This window comes from Tenacibaculum sp. 190524A05c, from assembly GCF_964036595.1.
GTDB lineage: Bacteria > Bacteroidota > Bacteroidia > Flavobacteriales > Flavobacteriaceae > Polaribacter > Polaribacter platacis.
The window spans coordinates 3,444,235-3,468,084 of record NZ_OZ038523.1; the positions used below are offsets into that span (position 1 = coordinate 3,444,235).

Sequence of the window (23,850 nt, forward strand, 5' to 3'; positions counted from 1 at the left end):
GTTAAAAAAAGAAAAATGCAGTTTAGTAACTACAATTTATCATTGAAAGATGATGTAGAACTTTTTACAAAGCAACTATTTTACTCGTTGTTTGAAGATGTTTGTCAAGATAAGGCCAAACATTTAAAACAACAGTTTATTAGTATTTTGGAAGGTTTGTCGTTACCAAAAGCAGAAGAAATATGGATGTATTACCAAACTTCTTTTTGTGATATCCGACAAAAATTAGATTTAGATGCGAAGGCTTTTGAAGCAACCGATCCTGCCTGTAAAAGTTTAGGAGAAGTATATCTGGCTTACCCTGGGTTTCATGCCATTGCTATTTACAGATTAAGTCATGAATTGTATAAGATTGATGTACCTATTTTACCAAGAATGATGAGTGAATATGCGCATAGTCTTACAGGAGTTGATATTCATCCAGGTGCAAGTATTGGAGATTCTTTTTTTATTGATCATGCTACCGGCGTTGTTATTGGAGAAACAACAATCATTGAAAATAATGTGAGTATTTATCAAGGAGTAACATTAGGTGGTATTCAAGTTAAAAAAGAATTAGCAGAAGTAAAAAGACATCCAACAATTGGGAGTAATGTTACTATATATGCTAACGCAACCATATTAGGGAATATAACAGTTGGGAAAAATAGTGTAATTGGTGCGAATGTGTGCATCACCCAATCTATAGAGCCAAACTCAACCGTAATTTATAAATCGCAAAACAGTATTTATACTTAAAAGAAAGTATATGAATTCAAAGAATATAACAAATTTTGTAGGGAATACACCTTTAGTAGAAGCTACAAATATTATAAATAAAGAAAATGTTCGATTGTTTCTGAAACTTGAAGGACATAATCCTGGAGGTAGTGTAAAAGATAGAGCTGCCTATTTTATGATTTCTGAAGCATTGAAAAAGAAAAACATAAAAAAAGGAGATACCTTAGTTGAAGCAACTAGTGGAAATACTGGTATTGCTTTGGCTTTAATGGCTAAGGTTTTAGGAGTGAATATGGTTTTAGTAATGCCAGAACACGCAACAATCGAAAGAGTAAAAACAATGCGTGCTTACGGAGCAGAAGTTATTTTAACTCCAAGTGAAGTTGGAATGGAAGGTGCAATTGATCATGCACTGGAATTAAAATACAAGAAAGGTTATTTCAGACTAAATCAGTTTGATAATTTCGATAATCCAAAAGCACATTACAGTACAACCGGGCCAGAAATTTGGAGAGATACTAATGGTAAAGTAACTCATTTTGTTTCTGCAATGGGAACAACAGGAACTATTACTGGAGTTTCAGATTATTTAAAGGAACAAAATAAAGATATTCAAATTGTAGGTGTTCAACCTAAGGAGGGTGCTCGTATTCCTGGGATTAGAAAATGGCCAGAAGAATATTTGCCAGCAATTTTTAAAAGAGAGAAAATTGATCAAGTTTTAGAAGTTACTCAAGAAGAAGCTAAAGCAATGACAGTTCGTTTAGCTCGTGAAGAGGGTATTTTTTCCGGAATGAGTAGTGGAGGGGCAACAGCTTCAGCTTTAAAACTAGCAGAAACTATCGATGAAGGTATTATTGTTTCTATAATTTGTGATCGCGGAGACAGATATTTATCATCAGATATTTTTCAATAATCATAATACAGAACTTTGATTCCCGTGATTTATGCTGTCCAGAAGTGTGGGGAGTTTTAGTAAAGCGGGAATCTAGTATTATTCATAAAAATAATAATAAGTATAAACGTTAAGCTTATTATTTAAAATAAGTTAGTTACATTTGTAACCATATTAGTTCATAAACATTATTGTCGTTATTAAGAAAGGTGGAGGGAATAGACCCTGCGAAACCTTAGCAACCCTTTGTTCATGCTGAATTTGTTTCAGTATCGCACAAAGAAGGTGCTAAATTCTACTGTTCACACTGAACTTGTTTCAGTATAACAGAGAGATAACTCAAAAGAATATTACTTCTTCTTTTCCTGATAACACAGCATAATATTTTATCAGGAATGTCAAACATCTATTCAGAAATACAAAAAAGAATCCTTGTGCTTGATGGCGCAATGGGAACAATGCTTCAAGAATATAACTTCTCAGAAGAAGATTTTCGTGGAGAACGTTTTAAAGATCATTCTTCACCATTAAAAGGAAATAATGATTTGTTATCTATAACTCAGCCCGAAGCAATAAAAGAAGTCCATCGTAAATATTTAGAAGTTGGAGCTGATATTATAGAAACCAACACCTTTTCAGGAACTTCTATAGCTATGGAAGATTATTCTCTAGAGCATTTAGCATATGAGTTAAATTATGAATCTGCGAAAATTGCCAAAGAGGTTGCAAATGAGTTTACTACTAAAGAACCGCATAAACCAAGATTTGTGGCAGGTGCAATAGGACCAACAAATAGAACTGCTAGTTTATCCCCAGATGTAAATAAACCTGAATACAGAGCTGTAACTTTTGAAGACTTAAGAAAAGCATATAAAGAGCAAGTCGAAGGTTTAGTTGCTGGTGGAGTGGATTTATTATTAGTCGAAACCATATTTGATACTTTAAATGCGAAAGCAGCACTTTTTGCTATAGATGAAGTTAAAGAAGAAAGAAATATAGACATTCCTATCATGGTTTCTGGAACAATAACAGATGCTAGTGGAAGAACATTATCTGGTCAAACCGTTGAGGCTTTTTTAATTTCAATGTCACACATTCCATTATTAAGTGTTGGTTTTAATTGTGCATTAGGGGCTGAACAGTTACAACCGTACTTAAAAAGATTGTCAAACAATACTAGTTTTTATACGTCTGCATATCCAAATGCAGGATTGCCAAATGCTTTTGGGGAGTATGATCAGTCACCAGAAGAAATGAAAACATTAATAGAAGATTATCTAAAGGATGGGATTCTAAACATAATTGGTGGATGTTGTGGAACTACTCCTCAGCATATTAAAGGTATTGTAGAAGTAGCCGAAAAATATCAACCGAGACAATTAAAGGTAGCGGATCTATAATTTAATAGGAGTTTAAAAGGATAAGTACGTATGAAGAGATATTTAAAATTATCAGGATTAGAACCATTAATCATAACACCTGAAAGTAATTTTATAAATGTTGGAGAAAGAACAAACGTAACAGGATCGCGTAGATTTCTTCGTTTAATTAAAGAAGAAAAATATGGAGAAGCGCTTGCGGTAGCACGTGATCAAGTAGAAGGTGGAGCACAGATTTTAGATGTAAATATGGATGAAGGAATGTTAGATGGTGTTCATGCGATGGTTACATTCTTAAATTTAATTGCATCTGAACCAGATATTGCTCGAATTCCAATTATGATCGATAGTTCTAAATGGGAAATTATCGAAGCTGGATTGCAAGTGGCGCAAGGAAAGTGTGTGGTAAATTCTATTTCTCTGAAAGAAGGGGAAGAAGCTTTTATTCGCCAAGCTAAGTTGATTAAAAGGTATGGAGCTGCAACTATTGTAATGGCATTTGATGAGGTTGGACAGGCTGACAATTATGAACGTAGAATAGAAATTTGCGAACGCTCTTATCGAATTTTAGTAGATGTTGTGAAGTTTCCTCCTGAGGATATCATTTTCGATCCTAATATTTTCCCTGTGGCAACAGGAATGGAAGAGCATAGAAAAAATGCAATTGATTTCTTTAAAGCTACCAAATGGATTCGAACAAATCTTCCATATGCCAGTGTTTCTGGAGGTGTAAGTAATGTATCGTTTTCTTTCAGAGGAAATAATGTTGTTCGAGAAGCAATGCACTCGGCTTTCTTATATCACGCCATTCAACATGGAATGAATATGGGAATTGTGAACCCGACAATGTTAGAAGTTTACGACGAAATTCCTAAAGATTTATTAGAGCATGTTGAAGATGTACTTTTAGATAGAAGAGATGACGCTACTGAACGTTTATTAGATTTTGCAGAAACTGTAAAAGGAATTAAAAAAGAAGATAGTTCTAAACAATTAGTTTGGAGAGAAAACTCTTTACAAGATCGTATTACGCATAGTTTAGTAAAGGGAATTGATGCTTTTATTGTTGAAGATGTAGAAGAAGCTCGTCAAAGTGTAGAAAGACCAATTGAAGTTATTGAAGGTCATTTAATGTCTGGAATGAATGTGGTTGGAGATTTGTTTGGTAGTGGGAAAATGTTCTTACCTCAAGTAGTAAAATCTGCTCGAGTAATGAAAAGAGCTGTAGCATATTTACAACCATTTATTGAAGACTCGAAAGATAGTAATGCAAGTTCGGCAGGGAAAATTTTAATGGCAACGGTAAAAGGAGATGTTCATGATATTGGTAAAAATATTGTGAGTGTTGTACTTGGATGTAATAACTACGAAATAGTTGATCTTGGAGTTATGGTTCCACCAGAAAAAATTATTGAAGTAGCTCAAAAGGAACAAGTTGATGTAATTGGTTTAAGTGGATTAATTACGCCTTCTTTAGATGAAATGGTGTATTTGGCAAATGAAATGGAAAAGAAAGAAATGAATATTCCATTGTTAATTGGAGGAGCAACTACTTCTAAAGCACATACAGCTGTTAAAATTGCTCCGAAATACACAAATTCTGTGGTGCATGTAAATGATGCGTCAAGAGCAGTAACGGTAGTAGGAAATTTATTACAAGAGAATAATAAAATCTACAAAGAGGAAATACGTAGTGAGTATGTGAAGTTTAGAGATCAGTTTTTAAATAGAACTAAGCAAAAAAATTACATAACCATTGAGGAAGCAAGAAAGAACAAGTTTCAAATTAATTGGGGAACATCAGAAATTACAAAACCTGATTTTTTAGGGTCTTATGTTATTGAAAACTTAGACTTAAACCTTCTTGTAGATTATATCGATTGGAGTCCATTTTTTAGATCATGGGATTTGCATGGAAAATTTCCAGATATTCTAACAGATGATATCGTAGGTAAACAAGCCTCTGAATTATACGAAGATGCCAAAGTATTATTAAACCAAGTTATAGAGGAAAAACTATTAAAAGCTAAAGCAGTTTTTGGTTTGTTTAAAGCGAATTCTGTTGAAGATGACATCATTGTAAATGCAGATGGTAAAGAATTCACATTCCTTACGCTTCGTCAACAATTAAAGAAAAGAGAAGGAGTTCCAAACATTGCGTTGTCTGATTTCATTGCTCCAAAGGATTCAGGAATTCAAGATTATTTAGGAACATTTTGTGTAACAGCTGGTTTCGGAACGGCTGAGCTTGCTGCAGAATATGAGAAGAATAATGATGATTATAATTCTATAATGATTAAAGCAATTGCGGATCGTTTTGCAGAAGCTTTTGCTGAATATCTACACGAGGAAGTTCGTAAAAAATACTGGGGTTACGCGACTGCAGAAAACTTATCGAATGAAGAATTAATAAAGGAAAGTTATAAAGGAATTCGTCCCGCTCCTGGCTATCCTGCATGTCCAGATCATTTAGAGAAAAATACAATTTGGGATTTGTTAAAGGTTGAAGAAAAAATAGGAGTTCAACTTACTGAAAGTTTAGCAATGTGGCCTGCAGCTAGTGTTTCTGGTTATTATTTCGGAAATGCAGAAGCCAAATATTTTGGACTAGGAAAAATAAAAGAAGATCAATTAAAAGATTATACCGAACGAAGAGGTATTAGTGAAGATTTAACTCGAAAATGGTTAAGTCCAATTATTGCCGATTAACATATAGCAATGAGCAAAAAGTTTATAGAATTAAAATTGGGAAGTCATCAAATTGTTCATGGATTTGATGAACAACATAAAGAGATAATAGAAGAAATTATAGTAGAAGGCTACAACAAAAAGCTAGTCAATATTGAAAGAATAAAATCGATAAGTGAAAAATTCATATTAACAGATTATGCACACGGAAGGTGGATTTATTGGGAATATGAAGGCGATTTTGAAACCATTAAAAACAAAGTTCTTTAAGAAAGATCAAAACAATGAAAGTTACAGAACACATAGAACAATCTAAAGGGAAAACTAGATTTTCGTTTGAAATATTACCTCCACTAAAAGGTCAAAATATAGATTCAATTTTTAATAATATTGATCCTTTAATGGAATTTAATCCTCCTTTTATTGACGTTACATATCATAGAGAAGAATATGTTTATAAAGAATTAGAAAACGGATTACTACAAAAGCAGGTTGTTAAAAAACGACCAGGAACTGTTGGTATTTGTGCTGCAATTCAAAATAAATACAATGTAGATGCAATACCTCATGTTTTGTGTGGTGGTTTTACCAAAGAGGATACAGAAAACTTTTTAATCGATTTGGATTTTCTGGGAATTGATAATGTAATGGCATTACGTGGTGATGCCGTTAAAAGTGAAATCTATTTTAAACCAGAAAAAGAAGGTCACCAATATGCTAGCGACTTAGTAGATCAAATTGAATGTTTAAATCATGGAAAGTACTTGGATGAAGAATTACAAAACTCAGCACCAACAGATTTCTGTGTAGGAGTTGCAGGATATCCTGAAAAACACATGGAAGCTCCGAGTTTAGATTCAGATATTCATTTCTTGAAGAAGAAAATTAAAAAAGGAGCGGATTATATTGTAACTCAAATGTTTTTTGACAATCAAAAATATTTTGAATTTGTAGATAAATGTCGAGCAGATGGAATTACAGTACCAATTATTCCAGGGTTAAAACCGATCTCAACAAAAAAGCAATTAAATATGATTCCTCATCGCTTTAAAGTTGATCTTCCTGATGATTTAATTATGGCTGTTGTAAATTGTAAAAACAACCAACAAGTACGCGAAGTAGGTGTGGAATGGTGTATCAACCAAAGTAAAGAATTAATTACTAAAGGTGTTCCGTTTTTACATTATTATTCAATGGGGAAATCAGATAATATTAAAAATATAGCCAAAGAAATTTTCTAAATTTTAATCTTTTGTTTGTAACAATTTGCGATTAGGTTGCACTAATGTTTATAAATATTAACAATAACCTTAAGCAAAAATAAAATGAAAGCAAACAGCAAATTACTAACAATTCTATTTTTTGTAGTTAGTGTTTCTGTAACAAATGCCCAAAAAATTGTTGGGAGTTGGAAAGGAACGCTAAAAGTACAAGGCATGGAAATGCCACTGATATTTAATATTTCTGAAAAAGATGGTGCATTTTCGTCTACTATGGATAGTCCTTCTCAAGGAGCAATAGGAATTCCAATGGATGAAACAAAATTTGAAGGAAATACACTTTCAATAGCATTTAAAAAAGCAGGGATTACTTATTCAGGAAATTTAGAAGACAACACAATAAAAGGAACTTTTAAACAAGGAGGAATGGAGATTCCATTAGCGTTACAAAAAACAGAGAAAACAGTTCCAGGAAATCCGGAGTTGGTTTCATCTGAAGCAGATTTGAATAATTTATCAAGTCTAGAGAAAGGAAACTATAAGTATTCTGTAGAAGATTATTTTTCAAATCCAAAGGGAGTTTCATTCCGATTTTCTCCAGATGGTAAATATTTATCTTACAAAGAAAGTGATGAGAATGGAAAACAACATGTTTATGTAAAGAATATTCAAACAGGCAAAGCGGAAAGAGTTATTGAGCAAAAAAAGGAATTAATCCGCGGATATGGTTGGTTAAATTCAAACCGTTTATACTATACTATGGATAAAGGAGGAAATGAAAATTACCACATTTATGCCATAAACTTAGACGGAAGTAATGATAAGGATTTAACACCTTTTGAAGGAGTAAGAGCAAATTTTGAGTCGTTATTAAAAGAAGATAAAGATCATATCATAGTTCAGTTAAATAAGAACAATCCTCAAATTTTCGAACCATACAAGCTAAATGTTGTTACTGGTGACATCAAACAATTATTTGAAAATAAAGATGCTAGTAATCCAATTTCAGGATATCAATTCGATAAAGATGGTAACTTAAGAGGTTATACTAAGTTGAAAGATGGTGTAAATATGGAAGTCTATTATGAAGATGGAAAAGGAGGATATGAATTATGGAAACAGTTAAATTGGAAAGATAGTTTTGGAGTAATTTCGTTTAACTATGCTACTGATTACCCACACGACGCTTATGTGTTGAGTAATTTAGAAACTGATAAAGCAGAAATCTTATTATATGATTTAAAGAAGAAAAAAACGATCAAGAAAATTTTCTCAAATGAAAAGTATGATGTTGGAGGTCTAGGATTATCAAAGAAGAATAATTATGCGATTGATTATTTATCATACGAAGGTGAGAAAAACATTCTTGTTCCGGTAAGTAAGGCGTATAAAAAATTAGATAAAGCTGTAAAGAAAAAGCTTCCAGGAATGCAGTATTATGTTACTGGAAGAACAGATGACGAATCTAAATATATGTTATATATCACTAGTGATAAAGTATACGGAATCTACTATGTTTATGATATAAAGAAAAACGAATTAAAAGAGATTTATAACACAATGCCACAGCTTCGTCCAGAAGATATGGCAGAAATGAGACCAATTACATTCAAAAGTAGAGATGGTGTAACAATTCACGGATATATTACATTACCAAAAGAAGCTTTAAACGGTGAAAAAGTTCCTGTAATTGTAAATCCACATGGTGGTCCACAAGGAATTAGAGATTCTTGGGGATTCAATCCAGAATCACAATTATTTGCAAGTAGAGGATATGCTACATTACAGGTGAACTTTAGAATTTCTGGTGGATATGGGCGTAAATTTTTAGAGTCTGGATTTAAAGAAATTGGTAGAAAAGCAATGGACGATGTAGAAGACGGATTAAAATACGTTGTTGACAAAGGATGGGTAGACGGAGATAAAGCTGCTATTTATGGAGGAAGCCACGGTGGATATGCTGTACTAAGAGGGTTAACAAAAACTCCTGATTTATATGCATGTGGTGTAGATTATGTTGGGGTTTCGAATTTATTTACATTTATGAAAACAATTCCACCATATTGGAAACCTTATTTAAAAATTATCAAGGAAATATGGTATGATGAGGATGTAGCTGCAGAAAAGGAAATAATGAATGAAGTTTCACCGGTATTCCATATTGATAAAATCAAGAAACCTTTATTCGTAGTTCAAGGAGCAAATGATCCTAGAGTAAATATTGATGAGTCAGATCAAATTGTAGAAGGATTAAGATCAAAAGGAGTTGATGTTCCATATATGGTAAGATATGACGAAGGTCATGGATTTGGGAAAGAAGAAAATAGAATTGCATTATATAAATCAATGATGGGATTCTATGCAAAACATCTGAAAGGAAATTCGAAAGAGCCAATTAAACATTAATTGAATATTTCAAAATATTAGTCAGAATAAAAGCCGAGATTTAAAATCTCGGTTTTTTTATTTTGTATACCTCTAAGATGGTTTTTTTAGAATAAAATTGAAAGAACTGTTTCTAAATAAACGGTTCTTTTTTTATGAGTTTTAAATAAAATTTAATTGATCATGTTATTATGGGGTTCATTTTAAACTCTTTTAAAACAAAGGGTTGCAAGATGTGCACCCTTTATTGCACCCTGTGATTTTTTCTTTTCGATTATCAAATAGATTACTATTGTACACGAATTTGATACAGCTGTTCTCAAGTTGTTATTAAAAACATAGAGTTGAATTATATAATCCTAAGTAAATGTGTAGTATGAAACGAAAAGTACTTTTTATATCTTTTATTTTTTTCATTTCATTAAGTTTTGCCCAAACTGAATATTGTCCTTTAGATGAGAATTTATATTCAGGAACAGTTACGACAACAACAATTGGAGCTACAAAATTTAAAGCTAGCGACGCAACTTCAAATTATAGGTTTGGAGAGCGAGTTGCAATAGATGGCAATATCGCAGTGGTAACTTCTCGAAGTAATGGAGTTGAACAGGGTAAAGTCTATATTTATATTAATGATGGATCAGGGAATTGGTCTCAACAAACTATTTTAAATGCGAGCAATGCGTTCGCTGGAGATCACTTTGGTTCTTCCGTGGCTTTAGAAGGAAATTATTTATTGGTTGGAGCAAGATTTCAATTGGATACAAACGATGTTGATACTGGAGCCGCATATTTATTCGAGTATGATGGAGTAGGAACTTGGACTGAGGTTGCAATCTTTGAACCGAGTGATGGTGTTTCAGATGATCGATTTGGTGAGTCTGTTTCAATAGAAGGGGATTTAATTTTAGTTGGTGCTAGAAATGGAAGTACAGGAGGATGTGCTTATGTCTATGAAAATGATGGAACAGGAACATTTACATATTCTGAAACTAAATTAGAACCACAAGTTCAATCAAATTATTCAGGAGCTAGGTTTGGTTACAATGTAAAAGTGGATGATGGTAAGGCATATGTTTCAGGTCCTCAGGATTATTCTTCTGTAGGGAAAGCATCAGCAGGATCTGTACAAATTTGGGAACAAGCCAATGATGGAACGTGGTCTCGTACACACAGATTAAGAGGAACTGAAACTACGGAGTATTTTGGTAGCGGATTGGATATTGAGGGAGATTATTTAGCTATTGGAGCCTATAATTTCGAAACATCTTCAACACCAGAAGCAGATCAAGGAAGGGTTTATGTTTATAAAGCAGATGTAAATGGAGATTATCTCGAATCAAATCGAGTAATGATTCAAAATGATGATAAAGACAGTTATAACGATCAACGTTTTGGTTCTAATGTTGTTATAGATGGAGACTTTTTATATGTAAGTTCATTCGGAAATGGTTCTGCCAATACTGATGCTGTGTATATTTTTAAAAATGATGGAACAAATAACTGGACTCAAATTTCTAAGATTACCTCTGGTTCAGGATGGGATGAATTTGCAAACAGATCTGTTGCTGTTTCTTTTCCAAATATAATTATTGGACAAAATGAAGATGATTCTCCATCAAATTCAGGTGCAGTTTATTTCGCATCATTAGCATCGAATTTGAAACCAACAACTTCAGTTTCTGAGGTTGTAAGAGAAAGTTCGGTAACAAATGATGGAATTATTAAAGTGAGTTTTTCTGATGAAGCTACAAAAAGTACTATTGAGTTTAGTATTGACAATGGAGTAACTTATACCTACAGTTTTGATGATTCTTTGGGAACTGGAGAAATAAATAATTTGAGTGCAGGAGATTACAATGTATGGGCAAGATTTGACGCTTCTTCTTGTGCTGTAAATTTAGGAACAATAACGGTAGAAGCTATTGAATACACGACTATTCCGGATAGTAATTTTGAAGCTGAGTTGAATTCCTTAGGTTATGATGATATTGTAGGTGACGGATTAGTGCCAACTGAACTAATTGAGAATGTTACTGTTCTAAATGTAAGTAATAAGAGTATTTCTGATTTAACAGGAATACAGGATTTTACTGCGTTAACTGATTTAAATGTGGAAACGAACACATTAACTTCTTTAGATGTTAGTAATAATTCAAATCTTCAAAACTTAAACTTCGATAATAACAATGTTGCAACTTTAAATTTAGGATCAAATTCAAATTTAAGTTCTATTGAAGGAAGATATAATCAGTTAACAACAATAGACTTAAGTCAAATTCCGAATTTAACATTCATTAATGTAAGAGATAACTTATTTACAACTGTAGATGTTTCAAACAATACATTGTTGAGCACATTGAATTTACGTGGCTGTAGTAACCTAACAACTTTAGATGTATCAAATAATTCTGAGTTGGTGTTTTTATATCTTCAAGATACAGCCTTAACAGGATTAGATGTAACATCGAATACAAAACTTGAAGTTTTAATTATTGAACGAGTGAATTTTTCATCAATTGATGTATCTAATTTATTGTTATTAAGGCAACTTCGAATAGGTGATAACAGTTTTACGGAGTTAGATGTTTCTAATAACCCATTATTGGAAAGATTAGAATGTGAAAATAATAATCTAACCTATCTAAATCTAAAGAATGGAAATAATACAGCTATCTTAAATTCAAATTTTATAGCAACAGGAAATTCATCTCTTACATGTATTTCGGTGGATGATCCAACTTGGAGCACAACAAATTGGACAAATATTGATGGAATCGCTAGTTTTAATTTATACTGTAGTTATACTTCTATACCTGATTCAAATTTTGAAGCAAGATTAGAGGCTTTAGGTTATGATAATATTTCTGGAGATGGTCAGGTTCCTACTGGGATGATTGAAGGGATTACTAATTTAAATATTTCAAATCAGTCCATTTCTAACCTAACAGGAATTGAGGGTTTTGAAAGTTTGGAGACATTAGTTTGTGCTGGTAATCCATTAGCAACCTATGATTTTTCTCAAAATAATAAACTGCAAACATTGAATGTAAATTCATGTGGTATTTCATCAATTGATGTTTCTAAGAATACTGCTTTAAGAACATTGGTGTTATATGGAAATCAGTTAACAAGTATTGATGTTACTCAAAATACGGATTTAAGAGAGTTTGATATTTTTCAAAATAAGGTAACAAGTTTAGATCTGACTCAGAATTTACAATTAAGATCAGTTCTAGTTGAAGATAATGATCTTACCTCTTTAGATATTCGTTTAAATACATTAGTTACAGAATTAAATTGTGCTTCCAATGAATTAACTTCTTTAATTGTAAAAAACGGAAACAATTCAAATTTCACATCCTTTGTAGCAAATAACAATAGCAATTTATCGTGTATTTCGGTTGATGATGTTTCGTATGCAACTACAAATTGGACTAATATTGATGCTACTGCTTACTTCACTGTTTTAGATTGTCGATATACTACAATTCCTGATGCTAAGTTTGAATCTGCTTTGGAAGCTTTAGGTTATGACGATTTCTCAGCTGATGGAAAAGTTCCAACTGAATTAATTGAAGTGGTTACAAGTTTAGATGTTGGAACAAAAAATATTAATGACTTAACAGGAATCGAAGCATTTTCAGCTTTAACAAGTTTAAGATGTAATGACAATGCTATTCAGAATTTAGATTTAAGAAATAATACGCTTTTAGAATATATAAAGTGTGACGATAATAACATGGATGTCCTTAATGTTGAAGGACTACAGTACTTCGAAGAGTTAGTTGGGTACGGAAACGATTTTACTTCTTTTGATTTTTCAAATGTACCGTCATTAAAGAAGATTTCCTTATTTAATAACGAACTTACCACTCTTGATTTAACTAAGAATACGGCGTTGGTTTTCGTTCGATTAGATAATAATAACTTAACAAGTCTAGATCTTCGAAACGGAACAAATACAAATATTACCAATTTTAATACAACATTAAATTCTAATCTAGCTTGTATTGCGGTAGACGATGCGGGATATTCAACTACCAATTGGACAGACAGACATTCAAACACAAGTTTTAGCGAAACTACTTGTCCAGTTAATTACGATCTATCATTGAGAGTGTTTTTACAAGGAGCTCATATAAATCCAAATACTGGAGAGGAAAGTATCATGAGAGATGATCTTCGTGTTAGTAATGTAATTCCAACTACAAGTCCATATACTGACGGAGCAACTTGCAGCTCTTCAATTTTTACAACAACAGGAAATGATGCAATTGTAGATTGGGTTTGGGTTGAGTTAAGAGATAAAACAGATCATACAATCGTTTTGACTTCCCAGTCAGGATTGATTCAAAGAGATGGAGATATCGTTGCAATAGACGGAAGTTCCCCACTATCATTTAGTCTAACAGAGAATAACGACGTGTATATTTCTATAAATCACAGATCTCACTTGGGAATACTAACCGCCACTTCTGTTATGCTTTCAGAATCAGGAACTACTATTGATTTCACTGCTGACACAAGTTTGGTTTACGGAAATTCTAATGCAGTTATTGTTTTAAGTAACGGCGCTTATGGTCTAATTTCTGGAGATTTTGATGGTAATGGTCAAGTACAAAATATAGATGTAAATGGTATAATTACCCTTTTAGGTTCATCAGGATATAATGGTGCAGATATGGATATGAATGGGCAAATTCAAAATTCAGATATCAATAACTTAATTAATCCTAATTCTGGGAAAGGAGAACAATTTTAATCGGCTTAAATACTTAAACGTTTTGAAATGAGAAAAACGATTATACTTATGTTATCGAGTGCGATTAGTTTATTTGGACTTTTCGCTTTCAATAAACTCAATACAAAAACAGAAATTGTAAAGAGCAGTAGTACTTATGTGTCTATTCCAGATGCAAATTTTGAAGCTGCACTATTTACACTTGGTTATGATGATATTTCTGGAGATGGACAAGTGCCAATTGCAAGTGTCAATACAGTTACGACTCTTGATGTATCAGGAAATTCAATTTCAGATTTAACAGGTATTGCAGCTTTTACTGCATTAGTAGATTTAAATTGTGAGAATAATTCATTGTCAAGTTTAGATGTAAGTTCAAATACGAATCTTCAAATACTAAATTTCGATAACAATAATGTATCATCGTTAAACTTAGGAGCAAATTCAAACTTGAATTCTATAGAAGGTAGATATAATCAATTAACTACAATTGACTTAAGCCAAGTTCCAAATGTAACTTTTATAAATATTAGAAATAACCTATTTGTATCGGTTGATGTTTCCAATAATCTGTTATTAAGCACGCTGAACTTACGTGGTTGTTCTGGTTTAACAAGTTTAGATGTTTCAAATAATACGGAACTAGCATTTTTATATTTACAAGACACAGCGTTAACTGGTTTAGATGTAACTGCAAACACCAAACTGGAAGTTGTAATTATAGAACGAGTGAACTTCTCATCGATTGATGTTTCAACATTGTCTTTACTGAGACAACTTAGAATTGGAGATAATAGTTTTACTGAGTTAGATGTATCAAATAACCCTGCTTTAGAAAGATTAGAATGTGAAAATAATAATCTTACATATTTAAATCTGAAGAATGGGAATAACACCAATATTACGAATTCAAATTTTATTGCAACGGGTAATTCTTCATTAACCTGTATAGAAGTGGATGACCCTTCTTGGAGCACAACAAACTGGACAAATATTGATAATACAGCGAGTTTTAATTCCTATTGTAGATATACAACTATTTATGATGCTAATTTCGAAGCTGCTTTAAATACTTTGGGTTACGATGATATTGCTTCAGATGGGCAAGTCCCAACTGAATTAATTGATACTGTAACTGATTTAGATGTCAATAGTCAATCTATTTCAAGTTTAAGTGGAATCGAAGATTTCACTGCTCTTGAGAATTTAACTTGTAATTCAAATAGCATTTCAAGTTTAGATCTTTCACAAAACACAAGTTTGAAGTTCTTGAAGTGTAATAATAATAGCATGACAAGCCTAACACTTGGAAGTCTTATTAATTTGGAAGATTTATTAGCTTACAGCAATAATTTAACAACACTTGATTGTACCGGTTTAACAGGTTTAGATAGAATAAATGTCTCGTTCAATTCAATAAGCTCAATTGATTTAAGCCAGAGTTCGTTGTTAACTTTTATAAGAGTTGATTCAAACAATCTTTCGTTTTTAAATGTTAGAAATGGAAATAATTCTAATGTTACCACTTTTGATTCCTCAACAAATGCATCATTATCTTGTGTAACTGTCGATAGTGTAACCTATTCAGATTCTAACTGGACAAACAAAAATGGAATTACCAAATTTAGTGAAACGTTGTATTGTGAGTATGCAACAATTCCTGATGCTAATTTTGAATCTAGACTTGAGGCTTTAGGTTATGATGATATTTCTGGAGACGGTCAAGTTCCAAACGATTTGATAACAAGTGTAGCCAGTTTAGATGTTTCTGGTCAAAATATTGCCAATTTAGCAGGAATCGAAAACTTTGATTCACTTTCTATTTTAAATGCTTCCAATAATGCGTTAACGAGTTTAGATTTGAGTTCATTAACTACAATTACATCAGTTAATGTAAATGGAAATCAATTAACTCAATTAAATATTCGAAATGGTGTAAACACAAATATTGTAAGTTTTGATGTTCGCAATAATGATGGAGTTTGTGTATTTGTTGATGATAAAGATTATAGTACAACGAATTGGACAAACATTGATTCTGATGGTGGGTTTACGGAAACTTCATATTGTAAGTACACACTTATTCCCGACTCGAATTTTGAAGCAGAATTAGAAGCCTTAGGTTATGATGATATTTCTGGAGATGGACAAGTTCCAACTGAATTAATAGAGGTTGTAGTTAATTTAGATATTTCCGGTAAAAGTATTAGTACTATTTCAGGAATAGAAGATTTTCAGTCGGTTTCGATTTTGAATGTATCAGACAATTCAATTTCATCAATAGATTTAAGTGAGTTGCAAAATTTAACTGCTGTAAATGCCAGTAGCAATTCTCTTACTTACTTTGATATTAGAAATGATTTCAATACCAGTATAACTGCATTTGATCTTACAAACAACTCAGGTTTAACATGTGTTTTTGTGGACGATCCATCGTATGCCACTTCAAATTGGACTCAAATTGATGTAACAGCTTCTTTTGTGTCGAATTATTTAGACTGTGGTTATGTTGAAATTCCAGATGTGAATTTTGAAAACGAATTAATTTCACAAGGATATGATGCCGTTCAAGATGGGCTGGTTCTATTATCATCTGTTGAGAATATTACTCATTTAAATATTAATAATAAAGGAATCTCAGATCTAACAGGTATTGAGCATTTTGCTGAGTTAGTAGATTTATCTTGTAAAGACAATAATTTAACCGTTCTAAATCTTAGATATAATACAAAGTTGATTGCATTAAACTGTGTTCGAAATGATATTGTAGGATTGAATCTTGATTATAATGTAAATCTTTCAGCTCTAAATTGTGCAGCAAATGATTTAAGAAGTTTAAGTTTAAAAAACGGAGTAAATAGCAGTCATGGTCAGTTTAATGCTATTAATAATGATAATTTAACTTGTATTACTGTTGATGACGCAGCATATTCAACTGCAAATTGGAACGGAATTGATGATCACGCTGTATTTAGTGAAACCAACTGTGGTTATACGTTAATTCCAGATTTGAATTTCGAAATAGCTCTATTCGATCTTGGATTGGATGATGCAGCGGAAGATGGAAAAGTTCCAACGGATAATATAAATAGCTTAGTTTCTTTAGATGTTAATAACCGAGATATTTCAGATTTAACTGGAATCTCTGATTTTACTGCGCTACAAGAGTTGAATGTATCAGGAAATGAAATCACTGTTTTAGATTTAACTTCAAATACTAATATTACTAAACTAAACGCCAGTAGTAATGATTTAGAAAATCTAAATATTAGAAATGGAAATAACACTAATATTTTGGAGTTTGATTCAACGTCCAACGATAATTTGTTTTGTGTTTTGGTTGATGATGCAACTTATTCTTCTAATAATTGGATAACTATTGATAGTCAAACTGCTTTTACAAATACTTCCTATTGTAATTACACTGCAGTTCCAAATATTGTTTTTGAAAATTACTTAGAAAGTTTAGGATACGATGACACTTCAAATGATGGTCAAGTCCCTACAGATTTAATAAAAGATATAACAGAATTAGATGTAAGTGGTAAGGGTATTTCTGATTTAACGGGAATTGAAGATTTTACAGCGTTAGAAAAATTAGATGTTTCAAACAATAATTTAATAAGTCTGGATGTAAACGGTCTAAGCTTAAAGTCTCTTTCAGTTGCTGGAAATTCAGGGTTAACAACATTGATTTGTAATAATAACGAGTTAAGAGCATTAGATTTAACTTCAAATGCATCGTTAACAACAGTTCTTACGAATGATAATAATTTATCTTTTCTAAATTTAAAAAACGGAAATAACGCCGCAATCTCAACAATAAATATTACTAATAATTCGAATCTTACCTGTGTATTGGTTGAAGATGCATCAGCAGTAGCAAGTTGGACGAATAAAGATGTGCAAACACAATATTCTGATACTTATTGTACGTTTGCACACTATAATTTTGCTAGTAATTTAGAAGATTCCATAGGCGGATATACAGCAAATTATGTTTTTGAGCAAGCGGTAACCTCAGAGACTAATGCAACGTATTTGACAACTTCTTCTGGTATGGGTATACAATCTAATCCAGATGAAGGAGTGCAATTACCAGTAGACATAACCCCATTTTTGTTCACAGATGATTCGGTAGAATTTGAAATGAATTTTATATGTACCGACTTAGGAGCAGAGGATGGAAGAAAAAATTTATTTACACTAAAACGTTACGAATCTTTAAATGCTGCTGGATTTACTTTATGGGCAGAAGCTACGAGTGCATCAGAATATACGTTAGGAATGTATTGGAATGACGAAGATTCTTTAGGAGGTGGAGGAGAAGGTATTAATTTAGGAACGTTTGCAATAGGAGAAGAGGTTCATACCAGATTAATAATAGATAGATCTCAGAGAGAATGGTATTTATATGCTAATAATTATTTTAATTACGGAACGTTTAGAGATGTTTATGATTTAGATTTTCTAATTAATCAAATTCAAGATGCACCGGTTTATTTAGGTAACTTTTACAATAAAATAGGAAATCTAGTTTCGACCGTTGTTATCGATGATTTTAGCATACACATTCCAGCAAAACCTAGCGATGTAGATCTTTTAGAGAGTGCTTTGACACAAATGACAAATCACATTTTAGGAAATATTACCCTTACTTCTGATCAAACTAAAGATTATGAGTTTGATATTCTGTCTAACCTTCGCTACAATTATATGAATGCTAGAACAGAAGTAGACAATTATTTAACTGCTTTTGAAGATAATTTTGATCCTTTATTTCAAGATAGAACTAAGGTAAATGTGTTTGATTTATCTTCAGAGCAAGTAATAGCATTCTTCTTACAGCAAGATATTATTGATAATGCCTTTACTCCTGATAACATAGATAATGTTATCGGAACAACATTTGAATTTTCAGAAATTTATCCTGGTCCAGTTGCTGATGGAGCGCCAAGAGTGACAGATGGTATAATCCCCATAAACTCCACCTACCAACTGGATCCAGGTTATGAATTAATGGGGCAAGATAAAGGTGTTTATCGACCAACTGGTTATTATGCTGCCCCAGGCGAATTAGTAACAGTAACAGTTCCATCTTCAATTGTTGGACAAGGTTTTGAAGTTATAGTTGGTGCACCATCTAGAGATTTATATGGAGTTTCAAAAATTAATAGATATCATAGAATTAGTACTGAATTTGAAATAACATCAGAATCAACAAAAGTCGCTAATCCATTAGGAGGTGTTATTTATATTAAAGTTCCGGCGGAAGTTAATTTTGGTTGGATTGATTTTACATTTAATGGAGCGGTAAAGTCACCTTATTTTAGAATGGTAACAGGTCAATCAACAAACTTATCTGAGTTTCAAACAGACATGTCTAACGCATATGTAAATTGGGTAGATATGGAATCTGATAGAATGATGTTTTTAATTCCTAGAGATTTAGTTGATGTTTCTGATCCATCAGAAATAATGACAACATGGAATTCCATGTGGGATGCTTTTTCAACTGCTGCAGGAAGACCAGTTGATAAAATCAGACCAGAATATTGGTTAGTTGATTGTGGAGGTATCAATAATGCTGCAGGATATCCTTCTGATATCGAATTTGAATCTTATCAAGGAACAACAAGAGACTTAACTTGGAATCCATTGCGAGTAATGGATGATGATTATATCACGAATTATCCTTCTACAATTTTTCATGAAATGGGGCATACCATGTTATTGCCAGAACCTCCTGGTGAAGCTGAAGCTATTATTCAGCTATGTGGAGCGCCAATGTTAGTTTCTGCCTTAGGTTTTGATATTGATGAGGTATTATTAATCCTAGACAATCAAAAACATGATCGCGATTTAGCTGCTATGTATTGGATGACTGCCTATAATTTTAGGAATAATCAACCTATGAAGTGTGATCCGACTTTAGATTCAAGTGTTTGTGATGAAATATCATATCAAATACGAGGAGCAATGAAATGGCATGAAATAGCAACAGTTTATGATTATGAAACCCTTGGTGAAATTCAGAAAGTATTTTATGATGAATGGGCAAAAAACAATAGTAATGATCCTTCCAATCCTGGCTCTATAACAAGAGAGGAATTGATTAGAGCTGCAACAGAAGCTACAAAAATCAATTTAACTCCGTTATTACATTTTTGGGGATATATTCCTGAAGAAGAATTAAGAGAAGAGTTAGATTCTTTCAGTCCAAGTACTGAGTTTTGTGACCGATTAGAGTATTACAGAAGTTTAATTCCAGTAACACAGGCGGAATATAAAACTTGGCATGATGCTTTAATAGCGACTACAAATTCAAATCATTTTGATCGTTTAACGGACATTTATGACAATTGGGAAACAGAAGATATTTCAGGACAAATTTTAGCGCAAATTGATTATTTAGCCAGTTTGTATTGTGATAAAACGATAATTAATTCAAAAGTTTATTTACAAGGAGCAGGAATTAATCCGATTACAGGAGAAGAAACGTTAATGAGAGATGACTTAAGAGTTGGAGATCATATACCAAATACGAGTCCATATGCTGATGCTGTAATCTATAATGAATCGGTTTTTGATGTTACTGGCGAAAATGCAATTGTAGATTGGGTTTGGGTAGAGTTAAGAGATGCTTCTGATTCAAATACAGTTATAGAAGGAAAATCTGCAGTTTTACAAAGAGATGGAGATATTGTTGAGATTGTAAATGGAAAAGAAAGATCTTTATTCTTTAATGTTCCTTCTGGTGATTATTATGTAGCAGTTAACCATAGAAATCATCTTGGAATTATAACAACGAATCCAGTAACACTATCTGTAACTTCTACAAGTTTAGATTTAACGAGTGATACAAGTAATATCAACGGAGGAACAAATGCCGTTACTACACTTGCAAATGGATTATATGCATTAATTGCCGGAGATTATGATGAGAACGGTCAAGTTCAGAATACAGATATAAACACAGTGATTTCTTTACTAGGAGGATCTGGTTATCATAAGGCAGATATTGATATGAATGGCCAAATACAAAATTCAGATATTAATAACCTTTTAAATCCTAATTCAGGAAAAGGACAACAATTTTAAATTAAAGTTCATAATTTAAGTTAATTAGTAGTTTTGCTTTGATACGCTAAAAATAGTATGTTACTAAACATAGTATTCTTTAGCGTATTTTTTATGTATTCAGCGATGTGATTAGGATATGCCTTGAAATAAAAAAAGCCCTGAATAATCAGGGCTTTTGAAGTGGTACCTTCAGCCCCGATGCTTCGGGGGAACCAGTTTTTACCTTTTTAACAGTATATCCTCTAGTGTTTTTGGAGTATCAATAATTTTTTGAACGAACTTTCTACTTTTCATTCTTTTAATAAACTTTTCAAGATATAGAGCATCTTCTTTGTTGTTACATTTCATTTGGAGCACATATATCCAATCACTCGCAGCTTTAGTATATGCTTTAGAATATTCGTGCTGATTATGTTTTTTTATTCTAACTGCTAGATTATGAGTTTCTCCAATGTAAAATTTATCAAGAGTTTGACTGTAAATAATATATAAGAAGTGCATGTTATTTGAAATAAAAAAAAGCCCTGAATAATCAGGGCTTTTGAAGTGGTACCTCCAGGAATCGAACCAGGGACACAAGGATTTTCAGTCCTTTGCTCTACCAACTGAGCTAAGGTACCAGCTTGTTAGCGGATGCAAATATATAACAGTTTTTTGAATTGAACCAAATAAAAATGTAAAAAATCTATTATAAATTTGCATCCCTCATAAATCGAACAAATGGATTTAATAATTGATGTTGGTAATACTCGTGCGAAAGCCGCTGTATTTGAAAAAGATAGCTTAAATGAAGTTGTGGTTTTTCAAAAAGAAGAAATAATTTCAGAGACGAAAAAAATTTTAAAAAAAAATAAAATTAGGCATTCAATTATATCTGCAGTGGCTACTTTATCGTCAGAAAAGCTCGAAAAGCTTCACGAACTTTTAGATTTAATTGAACTAAATCATAGTACAAATGTCCCATTTAAGAATAATTACCAAACACCAACAACATTAGGTGTCGATAGAATCGCACTTGCCGCTTACGGAGTTTCTCAATTTCCAGAAAGGAATGTTTTAATTATTGACGCAGGTACATGTATTACTTTCGACTTTGTGAATAAAGGAACATATTTAGGAGGAGCAATTTCTCCTGGCTTAAAAATGCGCTATAAGTCTCTAAATAATTATACTTCAAAATTACCGTTATTAGAAACAAAAGAACCATCAAGTATTATTGGAAACAATACAAATAACAGTATCCATTCTGGCGTAGTTTATGGAATTGTAAATGAAATTGATGGGGTAATAAACCAGTACAAAACTAAATATCAAGATTTAACAGTTGTTTTAACAGGAGGAGATACGAATTTTTTGGCTAAACAATTAAAAAATCACATATTTGCCAATCCAAATTTGGTTTTGGAGGGATTACACAAAATTTTGATTTATAACAGAGCGGATGATTAAGAGAATTCTTATTGTAGTTTTAGTAACAATTTCAACGTCTTTAGTTGCACAAAGAAACAGTTCTTCACCTTATTCTTTTTTTGGTATTGGAGAAGATGTTAGCAGAACTACAGTTGAACAATCCTCAATGGGGGGAATAGGTGTAGCGTTAAAAGATGTTAATCACTTAAATTTTATTAACCCAGCGGCAAATGCAGATTTAAGATTTGCAACCTATGCTTTGGGAGGTGAACTTTCATTATTAAATATTTCAAGTAGTACTTCAGAAGATTCTGGTAATACAACAAGTTTAAGATATATTGCTTTAGGTTTTCCAATCGGGAAAAATGCAGGTTTTTCTGCAGGGTTGCAACCAGTTTCAAGTGTTGGTTATGCTGTTTTAAATAGTATAAATGATACTAATGGAGATTTTTTAGAAGCAACTCGTTTTAATGGAAATGGAGGTACATCTAGAGTTTTTGGTGCTTTTGGTATTAATGTTTTTGATGAATTAGCTTTAGGTGTAGAAGCTGGATTTATTTTCGGTACGGTTGAAAATAATATTTCAAATCAACGTGCTGGAGTTAGTTTATTAACCAAATACGAAAAAGAAACTCGTGTAAGAGGAGGACAATTCAAGTTTGGTGCACAATACAAAAAGAAATTAAAAAACGATCTAGAAGTTGTAGCTGGTGCTGCAATCCAATTAGAAAGTGAGCTTAGTGTAAGTGGAGCAGAAAGATTGTATTCATTCAATTTCTCAGCTGTAACTGGTCAAGAAGAGCCAAGAGATACATTGTATGATAGAAGTGTAAGCGGACAATTAATCAATCCTGTTAAAACAATTATGGGAGTTGGAATTGGAAAGCAAAATAAATGGTATGCAGGTATCGATTATGAGTTCCAAGATGCATTTGTAAATCAAGGAAATGTAGTTCAAGGATCTACTTATAGATTTGATTCTTCAAATAGATTGTCTTTGGGAGGGTATTATATTCCTAAAGTTAATTCGATTTCAAGTTACTGGGAAAGAATTACTTATCGTGCGGGTCTTCGTTTTGAAAATACAGGGTTACTTGTCGATGGAACAAATTCAGGAACAAATTTTACTCAAATTGACGACTTTGGCATAAATCTTGGATTCGGTTTACCAATGCCAAGACAACTATCAAGTTTAAATCTTGGTTTTGAGTACGGACAGAAGGGTACTATAGACAACAATTTAATAAAAGAAAGTTACTTTAATATAAGATTAAGCTTATCTTTGAACAGTACAAACTGGTTCCAAAAGAGGCGAATAGACTAATA

The 23,850-nt window shown here is 32.3% G+C and carries 12 protein-coding genes, 1 tRNA gene and 1 riboswitch; of the genes, 11 read left to right on the top strand and 2 right to left on the bottom strand.

Annotation, left to right across the window (positions count from 1 at the left end):
• Window positions 1-15 precede the first annotated feature (15 nt).
• The 9 genes from epsC to ABNT61_RS15405 all read left to right on the top strand — a co-directional run bounded on the left by epsC (window position 16) and on the right by ABNT61_RS15405 (window position 21,132).
• Window positions 16-738: a serine O-acetyltransferase EpsC gene (epsC, locus tag ABNT61_RS15365; RefSeq protein ID WP_348743851.1), complete on the top strand. Its 723-nt coding sequence runs from the start codon at window positions 16-18 to the stop codon at window positions 736-738.
• A gap of 10 nt (window positions 739-748) precedes the next feature.
• On the top strand, window positions 749-1,636 hold the full coding sequence (gene cysM / locus ABNT61_RS15370; protein ID WP_348743852.1) for a cysteine synthase CysM: 888 nt from the start codon (window positions 749-751) through the stop codon (window positions 1,634-1,636).
• Between the two features lie 173 nt (window positions 1,637-1,809).
• Window positions 1,810-1,956: riboswitch (SAM riboswitch) on the top strand.
• 54 nt (window positions 1,957-2,010) lie between these two features.
• Window positions 2,011-3,015 (top strand): homocysteine S-methyltransferase family protein, encoded by a 1,005-nt coding sequence (locus ABNT61_RS15375; protein WP_348743853.1) that lies wholly within the window; start codon window positions 2,011-2,013, stop codon window positions 3,013-3,015.
• Window positions 3,016-3,045: 30 nt separating this feature from the next.
• On the top strand, window positions 3,046-5,703 hold the full coding sequence (gene metH, locus ABNT61_RS15380) for a methionine synthase (RefSeq protein ID WP_348743854.1): 2,658 nt from the start codon (window positions 3,046-3,048) through the stop codon (window positions 5,701-5,703).
• Between the two features lie 9 nt (window positions 5,704-5,712).
• Entirely contained in the window at window positions 5,713-5,952 is a 240-nt protein-coding gene (locus ABNT61_RS15385; protein ID WP_348709906.1) for a hypothetical protein, read from the top strand.
• Window positions 5,953-5,966: 14 nt separating this feature from the next.
• Entirely contained in the window at window positions 5,967-6,923 is a 957-nt protein-coding gene (gene metF / locus ABNT61_RS15390) for a methylenetetrahydrofolate reductase [NAD(P)H] (protein WP_348743855.1), read from the top strand.
• Between the two features lie 84 nt (window positions 6,924-7,007).
• Window positions 7,008-9,308, top strand: coding sequence for a S9 family peptidase (locus ABNT61_RS15395; protein ID WP_348743856.1), 2,301 nt, complete (start codon window positions 7,008-7,010; stop codon window positions 9,306-9,308).
• Window positions 9,309-9,663: 355 nt separating this feature from the next.
• A complete protein-coding gene (locus ABNT61_RS15400; RefSeq protein ID WP_348743857.1) occupies window positions 9,664-14,052 on the top strand; it encodes a hypothetical protein in 4,389 nt (1,462 codons plus the stop codon).
• A 27-nt stretch (window positions 14,053-14,079) separates the two neighbouring features.
• Complete coding sequence (locus ABNT61_RS15405; protein ID WP_348743858.1) at window positions 14,080-21,132, top strand: M60 family peptidase N-terminal accessory domain-containing protein; 7,053 nt, start codon at window positions 14,080-14,082, stop codon at window positions 21,130-21,132.
• Window positions 21,133-21,333: 201 nt separating this feature from the next.
• Here the strand turns inward: ABNT61_RS15405 and ABNT61_RS15410 are convergent, their stop codons facing one another.
• The gene (locus ABNT61_RS15410) at window positions 21,334-21,615 is read right to left on the bottom strand and encodes a GIY-YIG nuclease family protein (RefSeq protein WP_348743859.1); all 282 of its coding nucleotides are present in this window, start codon (window positions 21,613-21,615) and stop codon (window positions 21,334-21,336) included.
• Between the two features lie 46 nt (window positions 21,616-21,661).
• Window positions 21,662-21,734 (bottom strand) — tRNA-Phe (locus ABNT61_RS15415).
• A gap of 100 nt (window positions 21,735-21,834) precedes the next feature.
• Between ABNT61_RS15415 and ABNT61_RS15420 the strand changes: the two genes are divergently transcribed.
• Together ABNT61_RS15420 and ABNT61_RS15425 are read left to right on the top strand one after the other, a co-directional pair.
• The gene (locus ABNT61_RS15420) at window positions 21,835-22,563 is read left to right on the top strand and encodes a type III pantothenate kinase (RefSeq protein WP_348743860.1); all 729 of its coding nucleotides are present in this window, start codon (window positions 21,835-21,837) and stop codon (window positions 22,561-22,563) included.
• Window positions 22,556-23,848, top strand: coding sequence for a hypothetical protein (locus ABNT61_RS15425; RefSeq protein WP_348743861.1), 1,293 nt, complete (start codon window positions 22,556-22,558; stop codon window positions 23,846-23,848). Before ABNT61_RS15420 ends, ABNT61_RS15425 begins: the two co-directional genes overlap by 8 nt.
• The last annotated feature ends 2 nt before the right edge of the window (window positions 23,849-23,850 follow it).

Bases quoted from the DNA above. Each gene is read 5' to 3' on its own strand.
- epsC (WP_348743851.1), top strand. From the start codon at position 16: ATGCAGTTTAGTAACTACAATTTATCATTGAAAGATGATGTAGAACTT.
- cysM (WP_348743852.1), top strand. From the start codon at position 749: ATGAATTCAAAGAATATAACAAATTTTGTAGGGAATACACCTTTAGTA.
- ABNT61_RS15375 (WP_348743853.1), top strand. From the start codon at position 2,011: ATGTCAAACATCTATTCAGAAATACAAAAAAGAATCCTTGTGCTTGAT.
- metH (WP_348743854.1), top strand. From the start codon at position 3,046: ATGAAGAGATATTTAAAATTATCAGGATTAGAACCATTAATCATAACA.
- ABNT61_RS15385 (WP_348709906.1), top strand. From the start codon at position 5,713: ATGAGCAAAAAGTTTATAGAATTAAAATTGGGAAGTCATCAAATTGTT.
- metF (WP_348743855.1), top strand. From the start codon at position 5,967: ATGAAAGTTACAGAACACATAGAACAATCTAAAGGGAAAACTAGATTT.
- ABNT61_RS15395 (WP_348743856.1), top strand. From the start codon at position 7,008: ATGAAAGCAAACAGCAAATTACTAACAATTCTATTTTTTGTAGTTAGT.
- ABNT61_RS15400 (WP_348743857.1), top strand. From the start codon at position 9,664: ATGAAACGAAAAGTACTTTTTATATCTTTTATTTTTTTCATTTCATTA.
- ABNT61_RS15405 (WP_348743858.1), top strand. From the start codon at position 14,080: ATGAGAAAAACGATTATACTTATGTTATCGAGTGCGATTAGTTTATTT.
- ABNT61_RS15410 (WP_348743859.1), bottom strand. From the start codon at position 21,615: ATGCACTTCTTATATATTATTTACAGTCAAACTCTTGATAAATTTTAC.
- ABNT61_RS15420 (WP_348743860.1), top strand. From the start codon at position 21,835: ATGGATTTAATAATTGATGTTGGTAATACTCGTGCGAAAGCCGCTGTA.
- ABNT61_RS15425 (WP_348743861.1), top strand. From the start codon at position 22,556: ATGATTAAGAGAATTCTTATTGTAGTTTTAGTAACAATTTCAACGTCT.